Below are 21,360 nucleotides of genomic sequence, written 5' to 3' on the forward strand. Positions count from 1 at the left end.
CGGATTCCCGGGCCTTCGGCAACGAATTGGAATTGTCGCTACCTCCGGCCTTGAACAGGCAAGTACGATGAGTAACCAGATCGACACTCTTTGTTTCGACGCCTGATGCCCAGAGCACCGACGCCGGAGGGACCCGTGCCGACCATGTCACCTTCCCATTCCCCGCCAGCGACCAGTACTGCGTCCGAACGCAGTACCTGGCGGTCGATTCTCCACCATGACCTACCGGCCTCGCTGGTGGTCTTCCTGATCGCCGTTCCACTCTCCCTGGGGATCGCCGCCGCGTCCGGCGCCCCGCTGATCGCCGGCCTGGTGGCCGCAGTGGTCGGCGGTGTGGTCGCCGGCGCGCTCGGCGGCTCCCCGTTGCAGGTCAGCGGTCCAGCCGCCGGCCTCACTGTTGTCGTCGCCGGCCTCGTCAGCCAGTACGGCTGGGCCGCGACCGCCGGCATCACCTGTGCCGCCGGCCTGTTGCAGATCCTGCTGGGAGTCACCCGGATCGGGCGACTCGCCCTCTCACTTTCTCCCGCCGTGGTGCACGGCATGCTCGCGGGGATCGGCGTCACCATCGCCGTCCAGCAGCTGCAGGTGGTGCTCGGCGGGCAGGCGCAGAGCTCATTGATCGCCAACCTGACAGCGCTGCCCGGCCAGCTCGTGGCCCATCACCCCCACTCGGTGCTGGTCGGCGTACTGACCGTCGTCATCTTGCTGGCGTGGCCCAGACTGCCCAAAGTCAAGGTGATTCCGGCACCACTCGTCGCCGTCGTCGCCGTGACCGCACTGGCCGCTGTCTTCATGGCGGACGTCACCCGGGTCAACCTGCCGGACCAACCACTGCAGGAGCTGATCCTGCCGACCATCCCCGACGGCGCCCCGATGGAGATCATCACCGCCGTACTGACCGTCGCGTTGGTCGCGAGTGTTGAGTCGCTGCTCTCGGCCGTTGCCGTGGACAAGCTTCATCGCGGCAAGCGGAGCAACCTGGATCGCGAGCTGATCGGCCAGGGTGCGGCGAACGCGGTGTCCGGCGCACTCGGTGGCATGCCGGTGACCGGCGTGATCGTGCGCAGTTCCACCAATGTCGCGGCCGGTGCGCGCACCCGCGCCTCGGCGATCCTGCACGGCGTCTGGATCGCGGCGTTCGTGCTCGCGGCCGGCGCGATGCTCGAACTCATCCCGATGGCGGCACTGGCCGGCGTACTGCTCGTCACCGGGTTGCGGCTGGTCCAGCTCGCGCACATCCGCACGCTGCACCGGCACGACGAGTTGCTCGTGTACGTCGTCACGGCTGCCGGCGTTGCCGTGCTCGGTCTGGCCGAGGGCGTCCTCATCGGACTGGTACTGGCACTCGCCCGAGTGCTGTATCGGTTGGCCCGGGCAACTGTCACCGCGACCGAGCAGGACGGACTGTGGACCGTGCGGATCCGCGGCACGTTGGTCTTCCTCGGCGTCTCGTCACTGATCCGGACCCTGCGGACGATCCCGGTCGGCGCTCGGGTGCGGGTCGAGCTGGAGGTCGACCACCTCGACCATGCCGCCTACGAGGCGATCGAGGACTGGCAGCGTGGTCACATCGCGCGCGGCGGTTCGGTCGAGCTGAACCGGACGGCGTTCCGGGCCGCGATGCGGACCGATCCGGCCCGGCGGCTGCTGCCCTGGCAACGCCAGGTGATCCCCGAGCCCGACCAGCGCGTGTCGATGCTGGACGGTATCCGCGAGTTCGAGGCGTCGGCCGATCTGATCCGGCCGATGCTGGCGAAACTCGCGGCCGATGGGCAGCGCCCGGCGCACTTGTTCATCACCTGCGCCGACTCACGGATCGTCCCGAACATGATCACCACGAGTGGTCCGGGCGACCAGTTCTGCGTCCGCAACATCGGCAACCTGGTTCCGCCGAAGGGGTCGAACAGCAACTCCGTCGACGCCGCGATCGAGTACGCCGTCGAGGTGCTCGGTGTGCAATCGATCGTGGTCTGCGGTCACTCGCACTGCGGTGCCGCGGCGGCCGCACTGGAAGCGAACATCCCGGCCGGCTCCGGCCTGCAGAACTGGCTGCGTCATCTGGAGCCCTCGATCCGGCGCGCTGTCGGCCTGCCGGACATCGTCGACCCGGCGACCGGCGTGAAGCTGTCTCCGGCCGACAAACTGTCGGTCGCGAACGTCGGCGTACAACTCGCGAACCTGCGCAGTTTCGCCTGTGTGCGCACGGCGGAGGACGAAGGGCGGCTCGAGCTGATCGGCCTGTGGTTCGATATCGGTGCGGCCGCGGCCCGCCTGGTCCTCGACCGCGAGCCTTACCTGGTCCGCACGGACGAGGAACTCGCCACCGCGAGCACCTTGTCCGAACGCTGATCCTCGGCGGGTGCGTCCTTCGGGCGCACCCGCCGGGCGTCGAAGATCAGCAGCAACGGCAGCGCCAGCGCGATCGCGACCAATCCGTCCAGCCAGTAGTGGTTGGCCGTCACCACGACGACGGCGAACGTGAGCACCGGATGTGCGATCCACAACCAGCGCCAGCGCGAGCGCGTCGCCCGGATCAGGAACACCGCGACCATGAACGACCAGCCCACGTGCAGACTCGGCATCGCGGCGAACTGGTTCGCCACCCCGGAGTCCGTGGTCGGACCGTAGACGGACTGCCCGAGCAGTACGCCGGTGTCCAGCCAGCCCGGCATCATCCGCGGCGGCGCCAACGGGAAGAACATGTGCCCGATCAACGCCAGCCCGGTCAGTGACGCCAGCGCCCAGCGGGCTTTGCCGTACTCGGCCGGTCGCCGGATCATCAACCACAACAGGACTGCCGCGGTCAGCGGGAAGTGCACACTCGCGTAGAAGACGTTGGCAGCCTCGGCAAGTCCAGGGACCTGGAGCGCCTGGTGCTGCACCGTCGCCTCGCTCGGCAGCCCGAGACCGGCCTCCCAACCGATGAGCTTCGCAGCATGTTCGAACGCCGACCCGGCGTGATCGGCGGACAGGAAGCGCCCAAGGTTGTAGACGCCGAACAGAACCGCCAGCAGTGCGACTTCGCGAATGATCCGCCGTACGCCGGCCGGCGGTTTGACCGCCACCTGTCGTGCCGGTTGCTCCACCCGCTCCAGAGTCATCTGCGCCACGCCGACCCCCACCTCAAACCGAACGCTCGTTCTCTGAAATTCCAGCCTGCTCCCGTAGCCTGCGGAAAATCAAGAACGGTCGTTCGTTTTGCCCTGTGATCCTGACCGCATCGAGCCACGTTCCAAATTATCGCAATCTGCTGATAGTTGCGAAGAATATGAAGGAACTCACACCCGGCCCGGAAATCCGTTGGCGCCCGGTGGGCGGGCGGGGAAGGGTGGTCGTGCAGGAACCCGGAGCTCGTCCCCTGAGTCCGGAGAGCCGACTGAAGGAGGACCAGGCGACCGTGGTGACCGTCTTCATCAGGTGGACCTGGATGCGGGCGGTGCTGCACAACGGGTGGTGGCTCGTGACGAGCGTCTACCTCGTCGTTGACGCCGGCCTCTCCCCCGCTCAGCTCGTCCTGATCGGTTCGGTGCAGAGCGTCTTCGCGTTGCTGTGCGAGGTGCCGGCCGGCGTCTTCGCCGACACGATCAGCCGCAAGTGGTCACTGGTGATCTCGCAAGTCCTGATGGGTACGGCGATGCTGACCACCGGCCTGGTCTCATCGTTCCCGTTGCTCCTCGCCACTCAGGTGCTCTGGGGCATCTCCTGGACGTTCGCCAGCGGTTCCGACGTCGCCTGGATCACCGACGAACTCGATCAGCCTGGCAGCATCAACGCCGTACTTGCTCGTGCTGCTCGTGCTCAGCTCACCGGTGCGGCGACCGGGCTGATCGTGCTCGGCCTGCTCGCCTGGGCGACTCGGCGCGATGTCACGATCGTCGTCGCCGGTCTCGCGATGATGTCGCTCGCGCTCTACATCGCGCTCCGCTTCACCGAGCAGCGGTTCGTCCCGGTGCGGACCGCGCGCTGGTCGTCGTCCTGGACCACCTTCCGCCGGGGTCTCACGCTGGTACGGCGAAGTCGCGAGATCCTGCTCATCTTCGCCGCGACCTTTCTTGTCAACGGCGCCTCCGACGCGGCCGGGCGGCTGACGCAGAAACAGCTTCTCGACCTCGGGTTGCCCAGCGAACCCGATCCGGTCATCTGGTTCACCGGTCTCGGCGTGGCCGGTCTGATCGTCGGTGCGTTGACCTTGCGAGTGTTCGGCCGGCGCATCGACGGCGACCATGCCCGCACGGACTACGCCTGGGCGGCCGTCGCCGGGGTGGTCAGCATGCTGATGCTCGCGCTCGCCCGCGATCCGGTCGTCGGTGCGATCGCCGTCGTACTGGTCGCCGGGATCGTCACGCCGTTGACCCGGGTGATCAGCACGATCTGGGTCAACGCGCGGACGACGGCCGATGTCCGGGCGACCACGCACTCGTTCCTCGCGCAGCTCGAGTACCTGGGCGAGATCGTCTGTGGTCTGGGCATCGCGGCGATCGCCCGGCTGACGAACCTGCCACTGGCGCTCGGCGCGTGTGCGGTGCTGTTCGCGGCGACCGCCGTACTGATGAAGCGTCAGCCGACCAGGGACGAGGCCGCGTTGTAGGTGTTGCAGGCGCCGGGGCCGGCCGCGTTGAAGCCGGCGTTGGTCCAGCGGACGTGGTTCGGCGCACTGCCGTGGTCGCGTTCGGGATCCTCGGTCGCGGCGACGACCTCGTCCCAGACGTCCAGCCACTCGTCGTCGGCCGGGAAGTACTCCCGGTCGGCGCCGAGGTAGACGGCGCTGAAGCAGGACGCCTGGAGTTCCAGCCGCCGGTTCTCCTCCAGTTGCAGGTCGACGCCGTTGAGGTGAAGGCCGCGCTGGTACTTCGCCTCGAGGATCCCGGTCAGCGCTTGGACGTGATGCCCGTACTCGTGCCCGATCAGCAACGCCATCCACGCCCGGGCCCAGTCGGGATCCTCCTTGTACGCGGTGATGTCGGTCTCGGCGTCCATGTAGATCGTGTCACCGCAGTAGTAGGCCTGCCCGTCGTCGAAGTCGCAGGGCGACGACGGCGACTGCCCCAGTACGACGGCCAGCTTCGGCGGGACGAAGGTAAAGCCGGCCTTGCGGATCGCCGGCGCCCAGACCTCGTCGAGACAGGCGACGTACTGCGAGTAGTAGCTGCGAACGTTCGCGAGCGAGGTGGCCGGAACCGCCGGCTCCTCACACTCGGATGCGGCCAGCTTGCCGACCCGGTAGATCGGGTTCTTCGCCAGAGCGGTCGGCTGCGGTGGCGCGGACACCGGCGCGGTCGGCTCGGGCGTCGGTGTGGTGGTCGGCAGCGCGGACCTGAGCTTCTCAGCCTCCGAAGCTGCTGCCGCGTCGGTGCCGGACTGTGCGGTTGTCCCGCAACCGGCGAGCAGCAAAGCAGCGGCCGCGCAGACGGCGGCCACACCCCGTGTGTTCACCGGGCGAATGTAGTCACCAAGTGATCGTGGCGTCGAGCAGATCGGCCTCGACGCGCAGGAGCCGGTCGGTCGGCAGGTCGTCGTACGCGGGCCGATCGACGACGATCACCGGAGTCGCGAGGCCGTAGAGCTCATGGGCGACGAGGGCACCCAGGGCGATGATCGTGTCGGGACGGGCGAGGATGATCGCGGCCGGTCCGGTGCGGGCGCGGATCTGCTCGGCGAGCACGCTGGACGCGGAACTGGAACCTCGGCCGGACTCCATCACCAGCACGCGACCGGCCAGGACCGTGCCGCACTGCGGGTGATGCGCGTCGACGATGCGACCCTGCTCGTCGGTGCCACCCCAGAACGACAACGGCGCGGTCAATCTGATGGGCTCGCCCGATGCCGTGCCGGGGTTGAGGGTGCGCGCGTGGATCACCATGCGTCGAGTACGACCTTTCCAGCGCGGGCGGAGGCCACACATTCCGCCAGCGATCCGATGACGACGTCGACGCCGATGTTGCCCGGTGCGTAGTGCGCCCACTTTCCGGAGTTCGTCATCACGTTCTTCCAGGCCGGCGACAGGATCGAGGTCACGTACGTGCAGGTGTCCACCACGACCGTGACACCGGCGGACTCGAGAGTCTCCAGCACTCCGGTGTCCTCGGCGCGAGCTCGCGTCGCCCGCCCGGTGGACAGGTAGAAGGGCACCTGGAGAGGTGGCCCGTCCCGGAGAAGATCGGCCAGTTGTAGACATTCGGCGTACGACGCATGCGGAGTACCGACACTCACCGCGTCGAGCGCACCCGATGCGATTGTCGACAATCTCCGCCGGGTGGCGCGCATCGTCTCGAGGTCGACGTCGTATCGCGGCAGGTGATCGAGCGAGCCGGTCGGCGCCTCCGGGGTGACGCCGACGACGTGGAAGAGTGCGACTCCCCCGGCCGACGCGGCCGCGGCGCCGAACGCCTTCAGACGGTCCTCGCTCACATCCTCGGGAATCCCAACCAGCACAGGGATTTCGCTGCCCACCAACGAGCCGACGTGATGTCCGAGCAACGGGTACGCCAGGTCGGACCGCAGGAACCGATCGCCGAGCGACCGACAGTCGAAGACCACGGTCCCGCGCCGCGCCTCGGTCGTCTGCAGTCCGGAGTACGGCGCTCGCCCGGTGATCGCGGCGCAGATGTCGAGGAAGTCGCCGTACCGATCGGTCCTGGCACCGAGGACCGAGTTGGCGAACACGATCGCGTTGGACTCCGCCCACGCGACATGCTCGCCGAGACCGGGACGGTTCGGGAGTTGGTACGGCGCGCAGGTCCACGTCGGCGTGCAGCCGAGATCGACGTACGCGGACATCAACTCGCGGCCGCGGAGGGCGATCTCGCGTTCGGCGTCGGTGCCGGTGCGGATCAGGCCGGGATGCAGGAGGTCCATCGAGCCGACGTTCAGGGTGGTCGGGACGCGGACCTTCGCGCCGAGCTCGACCAGTTTGTGGGCGAAGTCGAGGCTGACCTGGCCGTGGTACAGGCACGAGTCGACGTGGGCGGAGGTGATCTCGACCAGCCGCGGCGCACCCTCGATCCGGGCCAGGCTGACGATCACCCGCAGCGCGAGTGCGACACCGTCGCCGTCCTGACCGCCGAGCATTCGTTCTTCCTCGGCGGTCAGGCGCAGATTGTCCACAATCCGAAAGTTACATCCTCAGATGATCGACGATCTTCGGATGGTTCGAGATTCAGACGGTGCGGCGGCGGGAGGCCACCAGCGCACCCGCCTTGTATCCGTCAGCTCTGAGCGACTGGCCCGGCGTGACCTCCAGGATGTCGATGCTGAGCGGCGCGCCGGTGAGGTCCTCGGAGCTGATCGGCCGGTTGTCCAGGTACAGGTCGACCCGGTCGATCCCTTCCACGTTCAGCGTCACGGTGAGCGTCGTACCGCTGAAGGACGTGGTCACGCCGAGACTCCGGTGCGGCATCGCCGCCAGCAGCGAGCCGGCCTTGGCCAGCAGGTCGACGTTGCCTTCGAGCAGGTCGGCCTGCGTCATCTTGTGGGTCTCGTGCGGCCGGATGCCGAGGTCTTCCACCGGGGTGCCGGACAGTTGACCGACCCGGAGGGTGCGGCGGATCGAGACGCGCATGTTGGCACCGTTCGGCAGCGCCTCGTACGGCGAGGTCGAGTCCGGTGGCGGTGGTTCGTTCAGCAGCGCGGCGAGCAACCCATGGGTCCAGACGTTCGCGCCGCCCGCGCCGGTGTTGTCGTCGACGCCGAGGATGGTGCCGATCTCGTGGTCGGCGAACCCGGCGGCGAAGATGTCGGTCGCCGAGTACACCCGGGCGTCGGTGATCAGCACCACCGGGCCGTGGTACGTCTGGCCGATGTCGTTCGCGCCGTCCTCGGGGGTGATCGGCTTCGCGGCCGAGTACGCCGCACCGGTCTCGGTTGCCAGGTCGAGCGAGTCGAACCACGGTCCGAGGTCGATCCCGGCCGGATTGTCCTTGTGCCGACGGCAGATCCTCAGGTTGAGCGACGTACTGATGAACTGCACCGGCTCCGGCGAGATGTACCGCGGTGTCAGCGTCTGCAGAGTGAACTCGCTGGCGTAGATGTGGCCACCGCCGTTGTCGCGAACGTCGACGATCAGACCACGCTGCGGCAGCAGGCCGGCAAGCCTGACGAACTCGTCCCGGAACGCGACCGGGTCTTGCACGCTGAAGGTGAAGATCCGCAGATGCCCGAAGGTCCCGGACGGCGTGACCGCCTCGCGGGCCCGGAACACACCGGGCATCGTGGTCGGCAGATCCGCGCCGCCGACCGCGGCCGGCGTCTTCAACTCGGCCGAACTCTGGCCGTCTTCCAACTCGACCACGTCGCGCACGTAGAGAGCCTTCTTCGCCCGGGCCTTCTCGTCGGAGTCCAGGTCCAGGCCCATCGATGCGGACGTCTCGCTGACCGCGTCCAGGTCTGTCATCGGCGGAAGGTTGGTGGTGACCTTCCACTGCTCGCGCAGCTCCTGGGTCGAGCCGTCGAGACCGATGTAGGTGAGGTTCACCCAGTCCTCGTCCGGCGGCGACTGGATCACCAACGGTCGCAGGGTGAGCGACTCCAGGCCGCGCGCCAGGTTGGCCGCGTCGTTGCTGCCGGCGAACTGCGCGCCGTTCAGGGCCACGGCGCGGGCGATCGGCGTACCGTTCCAGTGCGTCACCTCGGCACCGGGGCCGAACTGCGGAGCCGAGTAGCCGGTGACGGTCCGGGTGATCAGGTAGTGCTCCTCGCCGGCTCCGTCGTAGCACTTCTCGATCATGAACGGCAGGAAGGCGATCTTGCCGGCGAACGGGACCGGCAGTAGGTAGTTGGTGTGCAGGTCGCGGACCGAGTGGAAGATGCTCGACATCTGCCGGTGGAACATCCACTCGGGTTCCATCGTCTCGGCGGTCTGGCGCTCCATCCGCGCACGCATCACGCGCAACCGCTGCAGTGGGTTGACCGCATGCATCGCGGCCTTCAGCGGCAGGTGCACGTAGTTCTGGTCGAGGATCAGCAACGCCTGGTCGACGAGCAGTTTCCGCTGCCCGAGCGTCAACGTGCCGGCCGAGGCGAGGAAGTCTGGCAGCGGTACGGCGGCCGCACCCTCGACCGCGGCGGCCCGGGTGGCTTGCGTCCTGGTCGCGCGGGTCCCGGTGGTGCTCGCCATGGTCTGCTTGGCCGCCCGCTTGCTTGCGGTTGTCCGCTTGGCCGTGGCCTTTTTGGCGGTGCTCGTCCTCTTGGCTGTGCTCGTCTTCTTGGCTGTGCTCGTCCTCTTGGCTGTGCTCGTCTTCTTGCCGGTACTGGTCTTCTTGGCGGTGCTGGCCTTCTTCGCCGTCGTCTTCTTGGCAGTGGACTTCATCGTGCGTGGCTGTGACATCTCTCCCCCAATGCGGCAGCCCCTCCCCGGGCCGCGATTCCTCAACCGTCGTCCGCGCACCGCACGATGTCAACGCCCTCGGCTCGTTGAGTCGACCGGTCTGCCACGAGCCGGCGCGGATTGCGTCGTACGGGCAACCGAGGCGTCAACTGAAGGAGCGCGTGACCGTCCACATCCCCTTCCCGTCAGCAGTTGACCACGTGGCTGTAAGGATGGGGCGATGAACGAGGTCTGGGACAGCTTGACGTCGGTGCAGCCGGAGCCGTCGCTCCGGGTGGTGATCGGCACCGGGATCGCCGCGCTGCTGCTGATCGCGTGGCGGCCGATCTGGCGGCACACGCGGCAGGTGGTGACGATCGCGCACGAGGGTGCGCACGGACTGATCGCTGCGCTCGTCGGGCGGAAGCTGGCCGGGATCCGGCTGCACTCCGACACCTCCGGAGTCACGGTGTCGCGTGGTCATCCGACCGGTCCGGGCATGATCGCCGTACTACTGGCCGGCTACCCAGGACCGGCACTGTTCGGGTTGGCTGCGGCGTTCGTGCTCAGTCGTGGGTACGCCGTTGCGCTGCTCTGGGGACTGTTGCTCGCGTTGGTGATCCTGCTGCTGCAGATCCGCAATCTCTACGGTCTCTGGTCGGTGCTCGTCTTCGGCGCGGTCGTCTTCGCGGTGTCCTGGTGGGGATCGCCGGACGTGCAGTCCGCGTTCGCACATGTGCTGACGTGGTTCCTGCTGTTGGCCGCGCCTCGCGCCGTGCTCGAGCTGCAGCACTCGCGCCGAGGTGGTGGCGGCCGGAGTTCCGACGCCGATCAGCTGCGGCGACTGACCGGCGTACCCGCGTTGATGTGGGTCGGAGTCTTCGGCCTGGTGACGCTCGGGTGTCTCGCGCTCGGCGTTGTGTGGTCGGGTGTCCTACCGGGCTAGGCCGGTGGTGGGAGCGTCACGCCGAAGCCGGTGATCGCGAGGCGGACGAGCACCTGGCCGGGTCGGAGGAGGTCGGCGATCTTGGCGGCGCTGAGGAGTTCCAGCTCGTCGAGGCGGGTCGCGTACGCCGTTGGGCCGTCGAGTCGGGCGCGTTGCAATTCGGCGGTGTTGTGCCAGACCTTCTGGCGGGACTCGCGAAGGAAGCGCTGCGACGAGAGTCGGTTGAGTGGGGTGAGGACGCGGTCCACCAGGCTCCTGGCGCCCCCGAGCTGATCGTCTTCCGCACCGACGCGTTCCGCGAGTACGCCGTCGATTCGCTCGTGGTCGCGGCGGCGCCGCTCCATCAGCCGCGAGTCGGTGAAGTCCTCGTCGCTGATCACCGCCAGGAGACCTTGCGGTAGGTCGTAGTTGACGTGCGCGTTGATCCCGAGCAGGACATGCCGCAGCGGCGGCAGCTCGGCAGGTGCGTCGAACGCGAGCCGCCAAGGCCGAGCGGTGCTCCGGCCGGCCAGATCTGCGTCGTGAGCGTCCAGGTAGAGCTCGGCGAACTTCACGTCCCAGTCCGCCACCCACTCAGGGTCCTCGAAGCGCGCCTGCTCGATCGCCGTTCCCACCGCCTGAGTGGTCCGCAGGTAGGTGCCGAGGAAGATCTGCCGATGGTTGAGCTCCTTCGGCAGTTCGTCCAGCCGCTGCTGCATCCGGGCGACCACTCCGGGAATACCATCGTTCATCGGATCTCCTCAGAGGGGGGCTCATGGGGGCTTCTGGACCACGGTCGTTCGACCCGGTTGTCGTCGGCAACCGCGAGACTGACGCCTGGACTGCGTACTACCTGCACGACTGGCGTCGCTTCCTCGTCGCCTCCGTCGGGCTGGTCGGAGCCGCCTTCGGGATGACGCCGCGCCGGACCGTACTCGGAGCCTGGTTCGTACTGCGCGCCAACCAGGTTTGGGCACCGTATCCCGACAACGAGCCGGACGCGGCCCGTGCCTACATGCGCCGGTTCTTCGAGCTCGTCGTCCAGGAACACGGGCTCGATCTCGACCCTGCGCAGGCGGCCCGGCTCGAGGTCGAGTGGTGGCGCATCCACCGCGACGGCCCCGAGGAGCAACTCGAGGACGCGCTGGTCGACCTCTACAGCTATGCGTACGACGCCAAGCGCGAAGCGATCCGCCCGGCCGCACGCAAGCGGGTCGAGGCGATGGATCTGTCCGACCGTTGGGTCAAGGCAGGGTGCCGTCGCGACGACCCGCTGCTCGCCGGAGAGCGGCGGGCGCTGGTGGCGTCGTACGCCGCTCTCCGGACTGCAGTCGAGGTCAGGCCCGACCGCCCGTGATCGGGCGGTCTCGCTGGTCGGTGCCCGGGCCGCCGTACGGGTAGTCGGCAGCACCTGGATCGCTGGCCTCGTTGAGCTTCGCCGTCTCGTCCTCGGTGAGGTGGAGGTCGGCGGCGGCGAGGTTGTCATCGAGCTGCTCGAGGGTGCGTGCACCGAGGATGACCGAGGTGATCGCAGGCCGGTCGACCAGCCACGCGAGCGCTACCTGGGCCATGGAGATGCCCCGGGCCTCCGCGATCTCGCGAACCGCATCGACCACGTCGCGGACGCGCTGGTTGCGGCTGCGGCGGTGCCAGGACTCGACACCGCGGTCCGGGTTCTCACCCAGGCGGGTCGCGCCGGTCGGCTCCTCGTCGAACGAGTACTTCCCGGTCAGCCAGCCACCTCCCAGCGGCGACCACGGCAGCAGACCGAGCCCGTTGTCCTGCGCGGCCGGGACGATCTCCCACTCGATCTCACGGACCAGCAGGTTGTACTGCGGTTGGAGCGTGACGAGCCGCGACCACCCGCGCCGGTCGATCAGGTCGCACGCCTTCTGCAGCTGCCACCCGGTGAAGTTGGACAGACCGGCGTACGAGATCTTCCCCGCGCGTACGGCGTCCTCCAGGAACCCGAGCGTCTCCTCGAGCGGTGTGACCGGGTCCCACGCGTGCAACTGGTAGAGGTCGACGTGATCCACGCCGAGGCGGCTGAGCGACGCGTCGAGGGCGCGGCGCAGGTGCCGGCGGGAGGTGCCGACGTCGTTGGGTGAGTCGCCGGTCGGGAACCGGCCCTTGGTGGCGAGGACGACGTCGTCGCGGGCGGAGCTCTTCGCCAGCCAGCGGCCGATGATGTCCTCGGAGGTGCCGGCGGTGTAGACGTCGGCGGTGTCGATGAGGTTGCCGCCGGCCTCGACGTACCGGTCCAGCTGCGCGTGCGAGCCGGCCTCGTCGGTCTCGTTGCCGAACGTCATGGTGCCGAGGGCGTAGGTGGAGACGACGGCGCCGCTCGCGCCCAGAGTGCGATATTCCACGGTTGCTCCCTTTCTCAGAACTGTCCCAACCGCAGACTACGGTGGCCTTCATGAAGACGAGTGAACTGCTGATCGACGCACACAGCCGGATCCAGGAGGTCGTGCACGACGTCGTCCAGGGTCTCGACGACAAATCGCTCGCGACCCGGCCGGGCGAGACGGCCAACTCGATCGCGTGGCTGGTCTGGCACCTGACCCGGGTCCAGGACGACCACCTGGCCGACGCCGGCGGGTACGAACAGGTCCATACCGCCGGCGGCTGGCACGAACGGCTCGGACTCCCGCTGGAGCCCGCCGACACCGGGTACGCGCACACCCCGGAGCAGGTAGCGCTGGTCCAGCTCTCGGCCGAGCAACTGCTCGGGTACTACGACGCGGTGCACGCGCGCACGGTCGAGTTCCTGGAGTCGGTCACCGACGAGGGCCTGGACCGGATCGTCGACCGCCGGTGGAACCCGCCGGTCACGCTCGGCGTGCGGCTGGTCAGCGTGATCAACGACTGCGACCAGCACGCGGGGCAGGCGGCGTACGTGAAGGGTCTGCTCAGTTGAGCGTGGTCTGCCAGAGAGACGTGCCGGCGATCAGGTAGAGCTTGCCGGCGTCGGTGAGGGCGGCATCGGTGACAGGACCTTCCGGGCCGCCGCTCGACTCCCGCACGGTCCAGCTGCCGTCGTACCCGCTGACCACCTTCACCTTGTTGTCCTGCGCAACGATCTGGACGAATTTATCGCCGACGACCATCGGCGGCGGCAGCTTGTCCTTGTCCCCGACCGGGATGTCCGGCACGCCGGTCATCCGTTTGGCGGGGCCACTGCGCTCCACGTGCCAGAGTGCCAACTTGTTGTCGACGTACCCGGAGACCAGGCAGGACGTCGGCGTACAGGACGCTGTCACCGCCTGACTACGGTTGCCCGGCTCAGGCAGCGCGATCGCGCGCCACCCCTGGTTGAGCTTGGTCGACCACCAGACCGCGGCCTCCTGGGCGACCACGTTCGGCGCGAGCCGGACCTGGGACCCGACGAGCACGAGGCTGTCGCCGAGCGTCGTACCGAAACTCGGTCCCACCAGGAGCGACGGCGTACTCTGCAGCGCCGTCTTCGCCGGGTTCTGCCGGATCCACTTGGCATCGCTCTCCGGCAGCCAGACCGCGGCGTCGTTCCCGGTCTCGACACCGCCCCAGGAGCCGAGCAAGGCGCGGCCGCTCGGCGTGATGACCGCACTGAAGAGGGCACCGGCGGTCTGGCCGCCGAATGTGTTGAACTCCTGCGGATGCTCGACCAGGCCGGTCTGGACCGAACCGGTCCACACCGTCCAGCGCACGTTCGAGTGCGCACCACCGGCCGCTCCCCCGAGGGCGAGCAACTGCTTGCCGTCGTACGCGATCGAGTACCAGATCGCTTCGAAGGCGTACGGGCTCGCGGGGTTCGGCTTGACCGCGATCGGCTTGCGCTGGTCACCGTCGAGCAGGACGAGCTCGGGGACGACCTTGGCGCCACGATGACGCAGGCCGACCAGGACCTGATCGCCGTGTTCGGTGAGTACGACGGGCTCCGCGCCGACGTCGACCTTCGTCCAGGCGACGGGCGGCGGTGTGGGCGGCTTGTCGTCGCTGCAGGCGGCAAGGATCGCCAACGTGCCGACGAGGGCGGCGACCGCTAGACGACGCATCAACGGTTCTGCGGGAGTTTGGTGGTGGTCTTGCGACCGCTCCGCGGTGCGGACGGCGGCGGCACGACCGGGCCGATGTCGCCGTCCGGCGCGACGTCGAGGTCGAGCATGACCGGCGCGTGGTCGCTCGGGCCGGTGCCCTTGCGGGCCTTGCGATCGATCCACGCGGCCTTGACCCGGTCGGCGACCGGCTCGGTCGCGAGCATCAGGTCGATGCGCATGCCGAGGTCCTGGTGGAACATGCCGGCGCGGTAGTCCCAGTAGCTGAAGATACGGTTGTCGGGCCAGCGGTCGCGGACGACGTCGTGCAGGCCCTTGGCCGACATCAGATCGGCCAGCGCCTGCCGCTCCGGCGCGGTCACATGAGTCTGACCGACGTACGCCGCCGGATCGAAGACGTCGGCGTCGGTCGGGGCGATGTTCATGTCGCCGCAGACGATCTGGTCGGCGGGGCCGGCCGCGACGACCTCTTTGAGAGCCGCCAGCCACGCGAGCTTGTAGTGGTAGTGGTCGGATTCCGGGACGCGACCGTTCGGCACGTAGAGCGAGTAGATGCGGATGCCGCCACAGGTCGCCGCGACCGCACGAGCCTCGGGGTTCGGGAAGCCGGGCGCACCGGCCACCCCGGTCTCCACGTCCTCCAGCCCGACCTTCGACAGTAGAGCGACTCCGTTCCACTGCACTTCGCCGTACAGGGCCGTCTCGTAGCCTCGGGCGGACAGCTCTGCGCCGAGCAAGTCGGTGAACGCGTCGTCCGCGAGCTTCGTCTCCTGCAGGCACACCACGTCCGGCTGCCGCTCGTCCAACCACCCCAGCAACCGCGGCAGCCGTTGCTTGACCGAGTTCACATTCCACGTCGCTACTCGCACCCGACCACGGTAGACCCCAGCACGGACCATTTCAGGTCCTAGGCCGTCGGTGGATGTGCTTACGGGCTCACGGCCTGCTTCGGGGCTCGCCAGACCAGCGTGTTGCGGAGGTCGGTCGACGGGCGTTCCACGCTGTTGTTGTGCCTCGGCGTGTCCTTGCGACCCCATGCGTCGTTACCCAGCCACGGCGGTACACCGAACGGCAGGTCGCGAGCCGGGATGCAGGCGTAGTCGGACTCGAGGAACTTCGGACCGTAGTTCGGCACCGAGGGATCACCGTCGGAGTCGGGCGTGACGAGGGTCCGCAACTCCGTGACCGCCTCGCGCCAACTGTCCAGCAGAACCTTCGGGCTGCGACTCGACGGATGCGGCACCTCGAACACCGGCACATCGGGCTTGTCGTCCCAGAGCCGAACCGCCGACCGGGCCTGAGTCCCGAACGCGACGATGGCCTGCAACTGCGGACCGGTGATCATCTCCAGCAAGGTGTTGCGCCACGCCAGGTGATCGGGTTGCGACAACAGCGGCGCCGCCTGCTGAGCCCGCGACGGCAACAATGCATACGCGTAAGCGTTGACGAGTGCGTAGCTGCGGGTCAGACCGACTTTGGTCAGGAACCCCTGCACGCGCTGGCCGGCGTCCCCCACCAGCGTCCGCCCGGCGATCCGCTCGGTCGGCCCGGGATCGGACGCGATCGCCAGCAGCCGGGCGGTGCGATTCAGCCGGCCGCGGTAGAACACCGGGCCCCAGTCGTGCCAGAACAGTTCACGGTAATCCGCATAACTGGGCATTTTCGCTAAGTGTCGCGCCACCGTGGCCGGCGGGCCCGGATCGAAATCGGCCATCGCGAATACCTCCCCCTCATCGATTCGTGACCTACGCTCGTGAACAGGGGCGGCACGGGGATTGTAAAACGGGAGGGACGATGTTTGTACTGCGCGGAACCGTGGTGACGATGCGGCCGGACGGACAGGTGCTCGACCAGGGCGCGGTGTATGTCGGCGACGACGGACTGATCGCGGCGGTCACCCCGACCGACGCCGTACCCAGCGGTTTCGAGAACGCGCCGCACATCGTCGCGGGTGGCCTCATCTATCCCGGTCTGATCGACCTGCACAACCATCTGATGTACAACAGCCTGCCGCTGTGGACCGAGCCGTCCCGCTCGGAGCCGTGGACCTCCCACAATCAGTGGGGCCGCGCACCGACGTACAGCTCGCAGATCAGCCAGCCCGCCCGACTGCTCGGCGCCGCGGCCGGTCGCGCCTTACTGAGGTACGTCGAGACGCGCGCGATCGTCGGCGGTACGACGTCGATCCAGGGCAACCCGCGGGGCGCCGTACCACCGGACAACGATCTGATCCGCAACGTCGACTCGGAGAAGCTCGGCACCCATGACGACTTCATCCGGGTCAGCACACTCGTTGCCGACAGCAAAGAAGCGCTGGCGCCGTACGCCGCCGCCGTCCAGCAGGGCCGGGGATTCATCGCGCACTCGGCCGAGGGGTCGGATCCCAAGCTGCGCAAGGAGTTCCAGCTGCTGGACGAGGTCGGCGTGGTCACACCACAACTGGTCGCCATTCACGGCGGCGCGCTGACCGCGGCCGATTTCGCCCGGATGCGGGACGGGAATTCGAGTCTGGTCTGGTCGCCTTTCTCCAACTACTGGCTGTACGGCGCGACTGCCGACGTCGCGAGTGCGAAGGCGGCCGGCGTACGACTCTGCATCGGGTCGGACTGGGCACCGTCGGGCACCCACAATGTCCTGTGGGAGTTGAAGGTCGCCGATCTGTGGAACAAGGCACAGCCTTCGCCGGTGTTCACGGACGAGGAACTGGTGCAGCTGGCAACGTCCAACCCCGGTGAGGCGTTGTCCGGCGTCTGGCCGCATCCGCTCGGCCGGATCGAACGAGGTGCGCTGGCCGACCTGATCGTCGTACGACGGGATCACGCCGACGTCCACCGCAACCTGATCGCGGCGACGGAACCCGATATCCGCCTGGTCGTGATCGGCGGGCGAGCCCGCTACGGACTCCAGTCACTCATGAAGCCGCTGGCGCCGAAGGCGACCTCGATCTCGGTGGGTCGCCTCTCCCGCTCGATCGACTACGGCGACCCTTTGGTCACCTGGAAGTCAGTGATCACCGAACTCGAGCAGATCCGTCAGGATCCCTCAGCGGCTGCCATCCGAGCTGCCGACACATTCGCCGCGCTGGCAGCCGCCGACCAAGCAGCCTTCAACGCACTCGTCACCGCCTACGGTCCTGCGGATCTGGTGGGCAGCGACACCTTCGTCCTCCTCCCCGACATGCCGGCCCCGGAGCTGGACTCCGAGGTCCGCCGCCGAGGCCCGGCCGGCGCGACTCCCGTCGCTGTCACTATCCCGCCGTTCGAACCCCTCACCACCGGCCGCACCTGGTTCGACACCGTAGACGCCAACCCCTTCCACAACGGCCTCCTCTCCGGCCTCCGCACCTACGCCTAGCCCGCACTCCCCGCTGTACGACGAGCGGACCGCGGCGCAACTGGCGGATGATACGCCCCACCGCGGCGGCGAAGCCCTTTATCCACAGAGCAGATCCGATGACCTCGGGTAGTTATCCACCGACGGAAAGTCAGTGCGTTCGGAGCGGCCTGATCACGGCACTCTCTTTGACGAAGAGAGGGGAACGGATGGCCGAGCTCGACTGTGAACCCGCCGACGTGACCGCGCTGGTCGCCTACCTGCGCGACATCGGACACCACGAACTACTGACCCTGGAGGAAGTCAACGAGCACTCGTACTGGATCGAGGCCGGGCTGCTCGCAGCCGAGCGGCTGGAGGCCGGCGAGCCCGGCCGGCACGACCCCGCCGAGCTGCGGCAGGTGGTCGCCCTCGGGAAGCGTTCGCGGCGGCGGATGATCGAGAGCAACCTGCGGCTGGTCGTGTCGCTCGCCAAGCGTTATACCGGCAAGGGCATCTCGTTGCTCGACCTCATCCAGGAAGGCAACATCGGGCTGATGCGTGCGGTCGAGCGGTTCGACCACCGGCTCGGCAACCGCTTCTCGACGTACGCGATCTGGTGGATCCGCCAGTCGATCGGGCGCGCGATCTCGGACAGATCCCGGCTGGTGCGGATGCCGGCCCAGGCGTACACCGACGCCTGCCGCCTGGCAGCGATCCGGCACGACCTGACCCAACGCCTCGGCCGCGAACCCACTGTCCCGGAGCTCGCCACGTCAGCCGGCCTCACCGTCGCCCGAGTCGAACGCGCCCACGCGTGGCGCATCCACCCCGAGACCCTCGACCTGGACGACTCCGAGCCGCTGATCGACGACGACGCCGTCGTACTCCGCGCTGCCCTGCGCCGGGACATCGCCCACCACCTCCAGTTCCTGGACGACCTCCACGTCCAAGTCATCCACCACCGCTACGGCCTCAACGGCCACACGCCCGCCACCCCCGACGAAACCGCCACCGCCCTCAACCTCACCCCCGACGAGGTCCGCACCCTGGAACGAGAAGCCCTCCGCCACCTCCGCCGCCGAGCCACCCACCACCTCCGCGACTACGCCGCTTAACCCCGCCGCTCCCGCACACACCCCGACGGCTGCGGCAGCGGCACCCCACCCGACGACCCTTTGCCCAACTGGAATGATGGGAGCGTGAGATTCAGGCGCACCACTTGGCCCCGCGAACTGACCGAGTCAGTGACCGCCACCTCGAGGCACGCGGCCGGCGGCAAGGAAGACATCCTGGCCGCGGTCCAGCTGACCGACGGTCACTGGGTCGCCGGTACACGCGCCGCCGTCTACCTCCCGACCGACTCCCCCGACGCAGTCCGCCGCGTCGGCTGGGAGCAGATCGAGCGCGCCGGCTGGGACTCCGAGGCATCACTGATGCACATCTACGAGACCACCGCGTTCGGCACCCCACTCCGCGCAACCGAACTGAAAGTCGAGGACCCGGGCCGCTTCGGCCAGCTCCTCCGCGAACGCGTCGACGCCAGCATCGTCGTCCAGCGCCACGTCCCGCTGTCCGGCAAGCGCGGCGTCCGCGTCGTCGGCCGCCGCAACCCGGCCGACACCGACGCCCCGGTCGCCTGGAACGTCGTTCTGGACAAGGGATTGGAGCCCGACCAGCCCGGCGTCGTCGACGCCGCCGAAGCCGCCCTCAAATCCGTCCGCGAAGAGTTCGGCATCTAACCCACAGCAGGCCCCAAACCTGCCCCGGAAGCCAACCTCCCAGCCCCGGAATCCCGTTTTTGTAGTTCGACCCTGGCCTGCTAACCTACTCAGGTCCTCAGGGATCGGGGGCAAGATACACATCGATCCCGCGTAGCTCAATTGGCAGAGCAGCCGGCTGTTAACCGGCAGGTTACTGGTTCGAGTCCAGTCGCGGGAGCAAGACGAAGCCGGTTTCCCTCCAGAAACCGGCTTTCTTCATCCCCAGCCGAGGTACGACGTACGCCGTACCCGCCCAACATCCACCGCCAGCGCACACATGCGCCGTCCCAGACCTGAATCCGCCCCCGGGCAGACCGAACAGCCCTCAACCGACCGGCTGAGGGCTGTTGTGCGCACGAAACCCCGACTGGCACGCAGCGTGACGCGCCCTGACCGCGTCAGGCGGTCAACTGCCGGCAGACCTGCCGACAGAGCCAAAGCTCAGATCAGCAACGCGGCGCCGTCTTCGAGGCGCACCATGGTGCGCGAAGATTCGGCGCCGCGTTGTTGTTGCCGCCGGTTGTTGGCGGGGTTGAGACTGGTTGGGTTCGTCGTGGTCGACCCCGTATTCCTCTGTGGTGCCGGTGAGCCTGTAGGTCAGCATGGTGGTGGAGGGCTTCCACGGGAACCGTGGATTGGTGCCATCGAGCCCGAGCGTCAGACTTTGAACTTCTCCCTGCCCTCCCCGCGACGGACGCTTCGGGTGGAGTCTTGGGAGGGGGTTGGTGGCGATGGAAGTGGTGCATGGTCGGTGTGCCGGGCTGGACATCTCCAAGAAGGATGCGAAGGTGTGCGTCCGTGTTGCCGGCGCGGGTCGGCGGAAGACGGTGGAGACGGTCACGACGTGGGGGTCGATGACCAGTCAGATCCTCGCGTTGCGCGATCATCTGGCCACCCAGCAGGTCACGTGTGTGGTGATGGAGGCGACCAGCGACTACTGGAAGCCGTTCTACTACCTGCTCGAGGACCTGCCCGGTGTGGAGGTGCTGCTGGTCAACGCCCGCCACGTGAAGACCGTCCCGGGCCGCAAGACCGACGTCGCGGATGCCACCTGGCTGGCCCAGTTGGGGGCGCACGGGCTGGTGCGGGGCTCGTTCGTGCCGCCGGCCGAGATCCGGCAGTTGCGGGATCTGACCAGGGCCCGTACGGCGATCACCCGCGAACGCGCCCGGGAGGCCCAGCGGCTGGAGAAGCTGCTCGAGGACGCCGGCATCAAGTTGTCCGCGGTCGCCTCCGACATCCTCGGGGTGGCGGGGCGGGCGATGCTGGAGGCCCTGATCGCCGGCGATCGCGACCCGGCCGCTCTGGCTGACCTGGCCAAGCGGCGGCTGCGGGCGAAGATCCCCGAGTTGACCGAGGCGCTGAACGGGCGGTTCGGCGAGCATCACGCGTTCCTGGCCCGGGTGCATCTGGACCTCATCGACCGCCACACCGCCGCGATCAACCAGCTCACCGCCCGGATCGAGCAGGTGATCGAGCCCTTTCAGGCCTTCCGGGCACTGAGCTGCACCATCCCCGGGATCGCCACCCTGACCGCCGACGTGATCATCGCCGAGACCGGCGCCGACATGAGCCGCTTCCCCACCGCCAAGCATCTGGCTGCCTGGGCCGGCACCACACCGGGGAACAACGAATCCGCCGGGAAGGTGAAGTCCAGCAAGACCAGGCCGGGCAACCCCTACCTGCAAGGCGCCCTCGGTGCCGCGGCGATGGCCTGCGCCCAGAACCCGCGCACCTACTACGGCGCCCGCTACCGCCGCATCGCCAGCCGCCGCGGACCCAAGAAGGCCAACGTCGCGATCCAGCACTCCATGCTCATCGCGATCTGGCACATGGCCACCACCGGCACCCTCTACACCGACCCCGGCGCCGACTACTACACCCGCCTCAACCCCGAACGCACCCGCACCCGAGCCATCCGACAACTCCAAGCCATGGGCTACCGCGTCACCCTCGACCACGCGTCCTGAAATGCCACTGACGCGAAGACCACCGTGGTGAATCTTCGCGTCAGAGGCGGGT

Annotated in this window: 19 protein-coding genes and 1 tRNA gene; 10 read left to right on the forward strand and 10 right to left on the reverse strand. The window is 68.1% G+C overall.

Features of this window, described 5'->3' with window-relative positions:
* The first annotated feature begins 144 nt into the window (after positions 1–144).
* On the forward strand, positions 145–2,349 hold the full coding sequence (locus tag EV652_RS02220) for a bifunctional SulP family inorganic anion transporter/carbonic anhydrase (protein WP_255512559.1): 2,205 nt from the start codon (positions 145–147) through the stop codon (positions 2,347–2,349).
* Here EV652_RS02220 and EV652_RS02225 read toward each other — a convergent pair.
* Positions 2,292–3,101, reverse strand: coding sequence for a phosphatase PAP2 family protein (locus EV652_RS02225; RefSeq protein WP_132207719.1), 810 nt, complete (start codon positions 3,099–3,101; stop codon positions 2,292–2,294). The two genes, EV652_RS02220 and EV652_RS02225, sit on opposite strands and share 58 nt — an antisense overlap.
* Before the next feature lie 233 nt (positions 3,102–3,334).
* Between EV652_RS02225 and EV652_RS02230 the strand changes: the two genes are divergently transcribed.
* Positions 3,335–4,588: an MFS transporter gene (locus EV652_RS02230; RefSeq protein WP_242001500.1), complete on the forward strand. Its 1,254-nt coding sequence runs from the start codon at positions 3,335–3,337 to the stop codon at positions 4,586–4,588.
* On the opposite strand, the gene EV652_RS02235 is transcribed toward EV652_RS02230, so the two are convergent.
* From EV652_RS02235 to EV652_RS02250, 4 genes are read right to left on the reverse strand one after another with little or no spacing between them, the layout of a single operon-like run.
* Positions 4,558–5,433 (reverse strand): neutral zinc metallopeptidase, encoded by an 876-nt coding sequence (locus EV652_RS02235; RefSeq protein WP_158441069.1) that lies wholly within the window; start codon positions 5,431–5,433, stop codon positions 4,558–4,560. The genes EV652_RS02230 and EV652_RS02235 overlap by 31 nt on opposite strands.
* 13 nt (positions 5,434–5,446) lie before the next feature.
* A complete protein-coding gene (locus EV652_RS02240; RefSeq protein ID WP_132207242.1) occupies positions 5,447–5,860 on the reverse strand; it encodes an aconitase X swivel domain-containing protein in 414 nt (137 codons plus the stop codon).
* The gene (locus EV652_RS02245; RefSeq protein WP_242001501.1) at positions 5,854–7,104 is read right to left on the reverse strand and encodes an aconitase X; all 1,251 of its coding nucleotides are present in this window, start codon (positions 7,102–7,104) and stop codon (positions 5,854–5,856) included. Before EV652_RS02245 ends, EV652_RS02240 begins: the two co-directional genes overlap by 7 nt.
* Positions 7,105–7,156: 52 nt before the next feature.
* Entirely contained in the window at positions 7,157–9,304 is a 2,148-nt protein-coding gene (locus tag EV652_RS02250) for a S41 family peptidase (protein ID WP_242001502.1), read from the reverse strand.
* Positions 9,305–9,542: 238 nt separating this feature from the next.
* Between EV652_RS02250 and EV652_RS02255 the strand changes: the two genes are divergently transcribed.
* Positions 9,543–10,247 carry a M50 family metallopeptidase gene (locus EV652_RS02255; protein WP_132207243.1) on the forward strand — a complete coding sequence of 235 codons (705 nt, stop codon included), beginning with the start codon at positions 9,543–9,545 and terminating at the stop codon, positions 10,245–10,247.
* On the opposite strand, the gene EV652_RS02260 is transcribed toward EV652_RS02255, so the two are convergent.
* Positions 10,244–10,978: a DUF5995 family protein gene (locus EV652_RS02260; RefSeq protein WP_132207244.1), complete on the reverse strand. Its 735-nt coding sequence runs from the start codon at positions 10,976–10,978 to the stop codon at positions 10,244–10,246. The genes EV652_RS02255 and EV652_RS02260 overlap by 4 nt on opposite strands.
* Positions 10,979–11,001: 23 nt before the next feature.
* Here EV652_RS02260 and EV652_RS02265 point away from each other — a divergent pair, with 23 nt between their 5' ends.
* Positions 11,002–11,583 (forward strand): hypothetical protein, encoded by a 582-nt coding sequence (locus tag EV652_RS02265; RefSeq protein ID WP_132207245.1) that lies wholly within the window; start codon positions 11,002–11,004, stop codon positions 11,581–11,583.
* On the opposite strand, the gene EV652_RS02270 is transcribed toward EV652_RS02265, so the two are convergent.
* Entirely contained in the window at positions 11,564–12,595 is a 1,032-nt protein-coding gene (locus EV652_RS02270) for an aldo/keto reductase (protein ID WP_132207246.1), read from the reverse strand. The two genes, EV652_RS02265 and EV652_RS02270, sit on opposite strands and share 20 nt — an antisense overlap.
* A gap of 50 nt (positions 12,596–12,645) precedes the next feature.
* Between EV652_RS02270 and EV652_RS02275 the strand changes: the two genes are divergently transcribed.
* Positions 12,646–13,146 (forward strand): mycothiol transferase, encoded by a 501-nt coding sequence (locus tag EV652_RS02275; RefSeq protein WP_132207247.1) that lies wholly within the window; start codon positions 12,646–12,648, stop codon positions 13,144–13,146.
* On the opposite strand, the gene EV652_RS02280 is transcribed toward EV652_RS02275, so the two are convergent.
* From EV652_RS02280 to EV652_RS02290, 3 genes are read right to left on the reverse strand one after another with little or no spacing between them, the layout of a single operon-like run.
* The gene (locus EV652_RS02280) at positions 13,139–14,263 is read right to left on the reverse strand and encodes a hypothetical protein (protein ID WP_132207248.1); all 1,125 of its coding nucleotides are present in this window, start codon (positions 14,261–14,263) and stop codon (positions 13,139–13,141) included. The two genes, EV652_RS02275 and EV652_RS02280, sit on opposite strands and share 8 nt — an antisense overlap.
* Positions 14,263–15,132, reverse strand: a complete 870-nt coding sequence (locus EV652_RS02285) for an exodeoxyribonuclease III (protein WP_242001503.1) — start codon at positions 15,130–15,132, stop codon at positions 14,263–14,265. Before EV652_RS02285 ends, EV652_RS02280 begins: the two co-directional genes overlap by 1 nt.
* Positions 15,133–15,191: 59 nt before the next feature.
* Positions 15,192–15,923, reverse strand: a complete 732-nt coding sequence (locus EV652_RS02290) for a uracil-DNA glycosylase family protein (protein WP_158441070.1) — start codon at positions 15,921–15,923, stop codon at positions 15,192–15,194.
* A 134-nt stretch (positions 15,924–16,057) separates the two neighbouring features.
* On the opposite strand from EV652_RS02290, the gene EV652_RS02295 reads away from it, so the two are divergent.
* The 5 genes from EV652_RS02295 to EV652_RS02315 all read left to right on the forward strand — a co-directional run bounded on the left by EV652_RS02295 (position 16,058) and on the right by EV652_RS02315 (position 21,308).
* Positions 16,058–17,617: an amidohydrolase family protein gene (locus tag EV652_RS02295; RefSeq protein WP_132207251.1), complete on the forward strand. Its 1,560-nt coding sequence runs from the start codon at positions 16,058–16,060 to the stop codon at positions 17,615–17,617.
* A 188-nt stretch (positions 17,618–17,805) separates the two neighbouring features.
* Entirely contained in the window at positions 17,806–18,693 is an 888-nt protein-coding gene (locus tag EV652_RS02300) for a sigma-70 family RNA polymerase sigma factor (protein ID WP_132207252.1), read from the forward strand.
* An 84-nt stretch (positions 18,694–18,777) separates the two neighbouring features.
* Complete coding sequence (locus EV652_RS02305; RefSeq protein WP_132207253.1) at positions 18,778–19,317, forward strand: hypothetical protein; 540 nt, start codon at positions 18,778–18,780, stop codon at positions 19,315–19,317.
* A gap of 126 nt (positions 19,318–19,443) precedes the next feature.
* A tRNA-Asn gene (locus tag EV652_RS02310) sits at positions 19,444–19,516 on the forward strand.
* A 553-nt stretch (positions 19,517–20,069) separates the two neighbouring features.
* A complete protein-coding gene (locus tag EV652_RS02315; protein ID WP_132207722.1) occupies positions 20,070–21,308 on the forward strand; it encodes an IS110 family RNA-guided transposase in 1,239 nt (412 codons plus the stop codon).
* The last annotated feature ends 52 nt before the right edge of the window (positions 21,309–21,360 follow it).

The sequence above is a fragment of the Kribbella steppae genome, assembly GCF_004342025.1.
Lineage (GTDB): Bacteria > Actinomycetota > Actinomycetes > Propionibacteriales > Kribbellaceae > Kribbella > Kribbella steppae.

What these genes read in the sequence shown, in the direction of transcription:
- EV652_RS02300 (WP_132207252.1), top strand. Translation starts at nt 17,806, where the DNA reads ATGGCCGAGCTCGACTGTGAACCCGCCGACGTGACCGCGCTGGTCGCC.
- EV652_RS02265 (WP_132207245.1), top strand. Translation starts at nt 11,002, where the DNA reads ATGGGGGCTTCTGGACCACGGTCGTTCGACCCGGTTGTCGTCGGCAAC.
- EV652_RS02290 (WP_158441070.1), bottom strand. Translation starts at nt 15,923, where the DNA reads ATGCCCAGTTATGCGGATTACCGTGAACTGTTCTGGCACGACTGGGGC.
- EV652_RS02315 (WP_132207722.1), top strand. Translation starts at nt 20,070, where the DNA reads ATGGAAGTGGTGCATGGTCGGTGTGCCGGGCTGGACATCTCCAAGAAG.
- EV652_RS02255 (WP_132207243.1), top strand. Translation starts at nt 9,543, where the DNA reads ATGAACGAGGTCTGGGACAGCTTGACGTCGGTGCAGCCGGAGCCGTCG.
- EV652_RS02220 (WP_255512559.1), top strand. Translation starts at nt 145, where the DNA reads ATGTCACCTTCCCATTCCCCGCCAGCGACCAGTACTGCGTCCGAACGC.
- EV652_RS02240 (WP_132207242.1), bottom strand. Translation starts at nt 5,860, where the DNA reads ATGGTGATCCACGCGCGCACCCTCAACCCCGGCACGGCATCGGGCGAG.
- EV652_RS02275 (WP_132207247.1), top strand. Translation starts at nt 12,646, where the DNA reads ATGAAGACGAGTGAACTGCTGATCGACGCACACAGCCGGATCCAGGAG.
- EV652_RS02280 (WP_132207248.1), bottom strand. Translation starts at nt 14,263, where the DNA reads ATGCGTCGTCTAGCGGTCGCCGCCCTCGTCGGCACGTTGGCGATCCTT.
- EV652_RS02295 (WP_132207251.1), top strand. Translation starts at nt 16,058, where the DNA reads ATGTTTGTACTGCGCGGAACCGTGGTGACGATGCGGCCGGACGGACAG.
- EV652_RS02250 (WP_242001502.1), bottom strand. Translation starts at nt 9,304, where the DNA reads ATGAAGTCCACTGCCAAGAAGACGACGGCGAAGAAGGCCAGCACCGCC.
- EV652_RS02225 (WP_132207719.1), bottom strand. Translation starts at nt 3,101, where the DNA reads ATGACTCTGGAGCGGGTGGAGCAACCGGCACGACAGGTGGCGGTCAAA.
- EV652_RS02260 (WP_132207244.1), bottom strand. Translation starts at nt 10,978, where the DNA reads ATGAACGATGGTATTCCCGGAGTGGTCGCCCGGATGCAGCAGCGGCTG.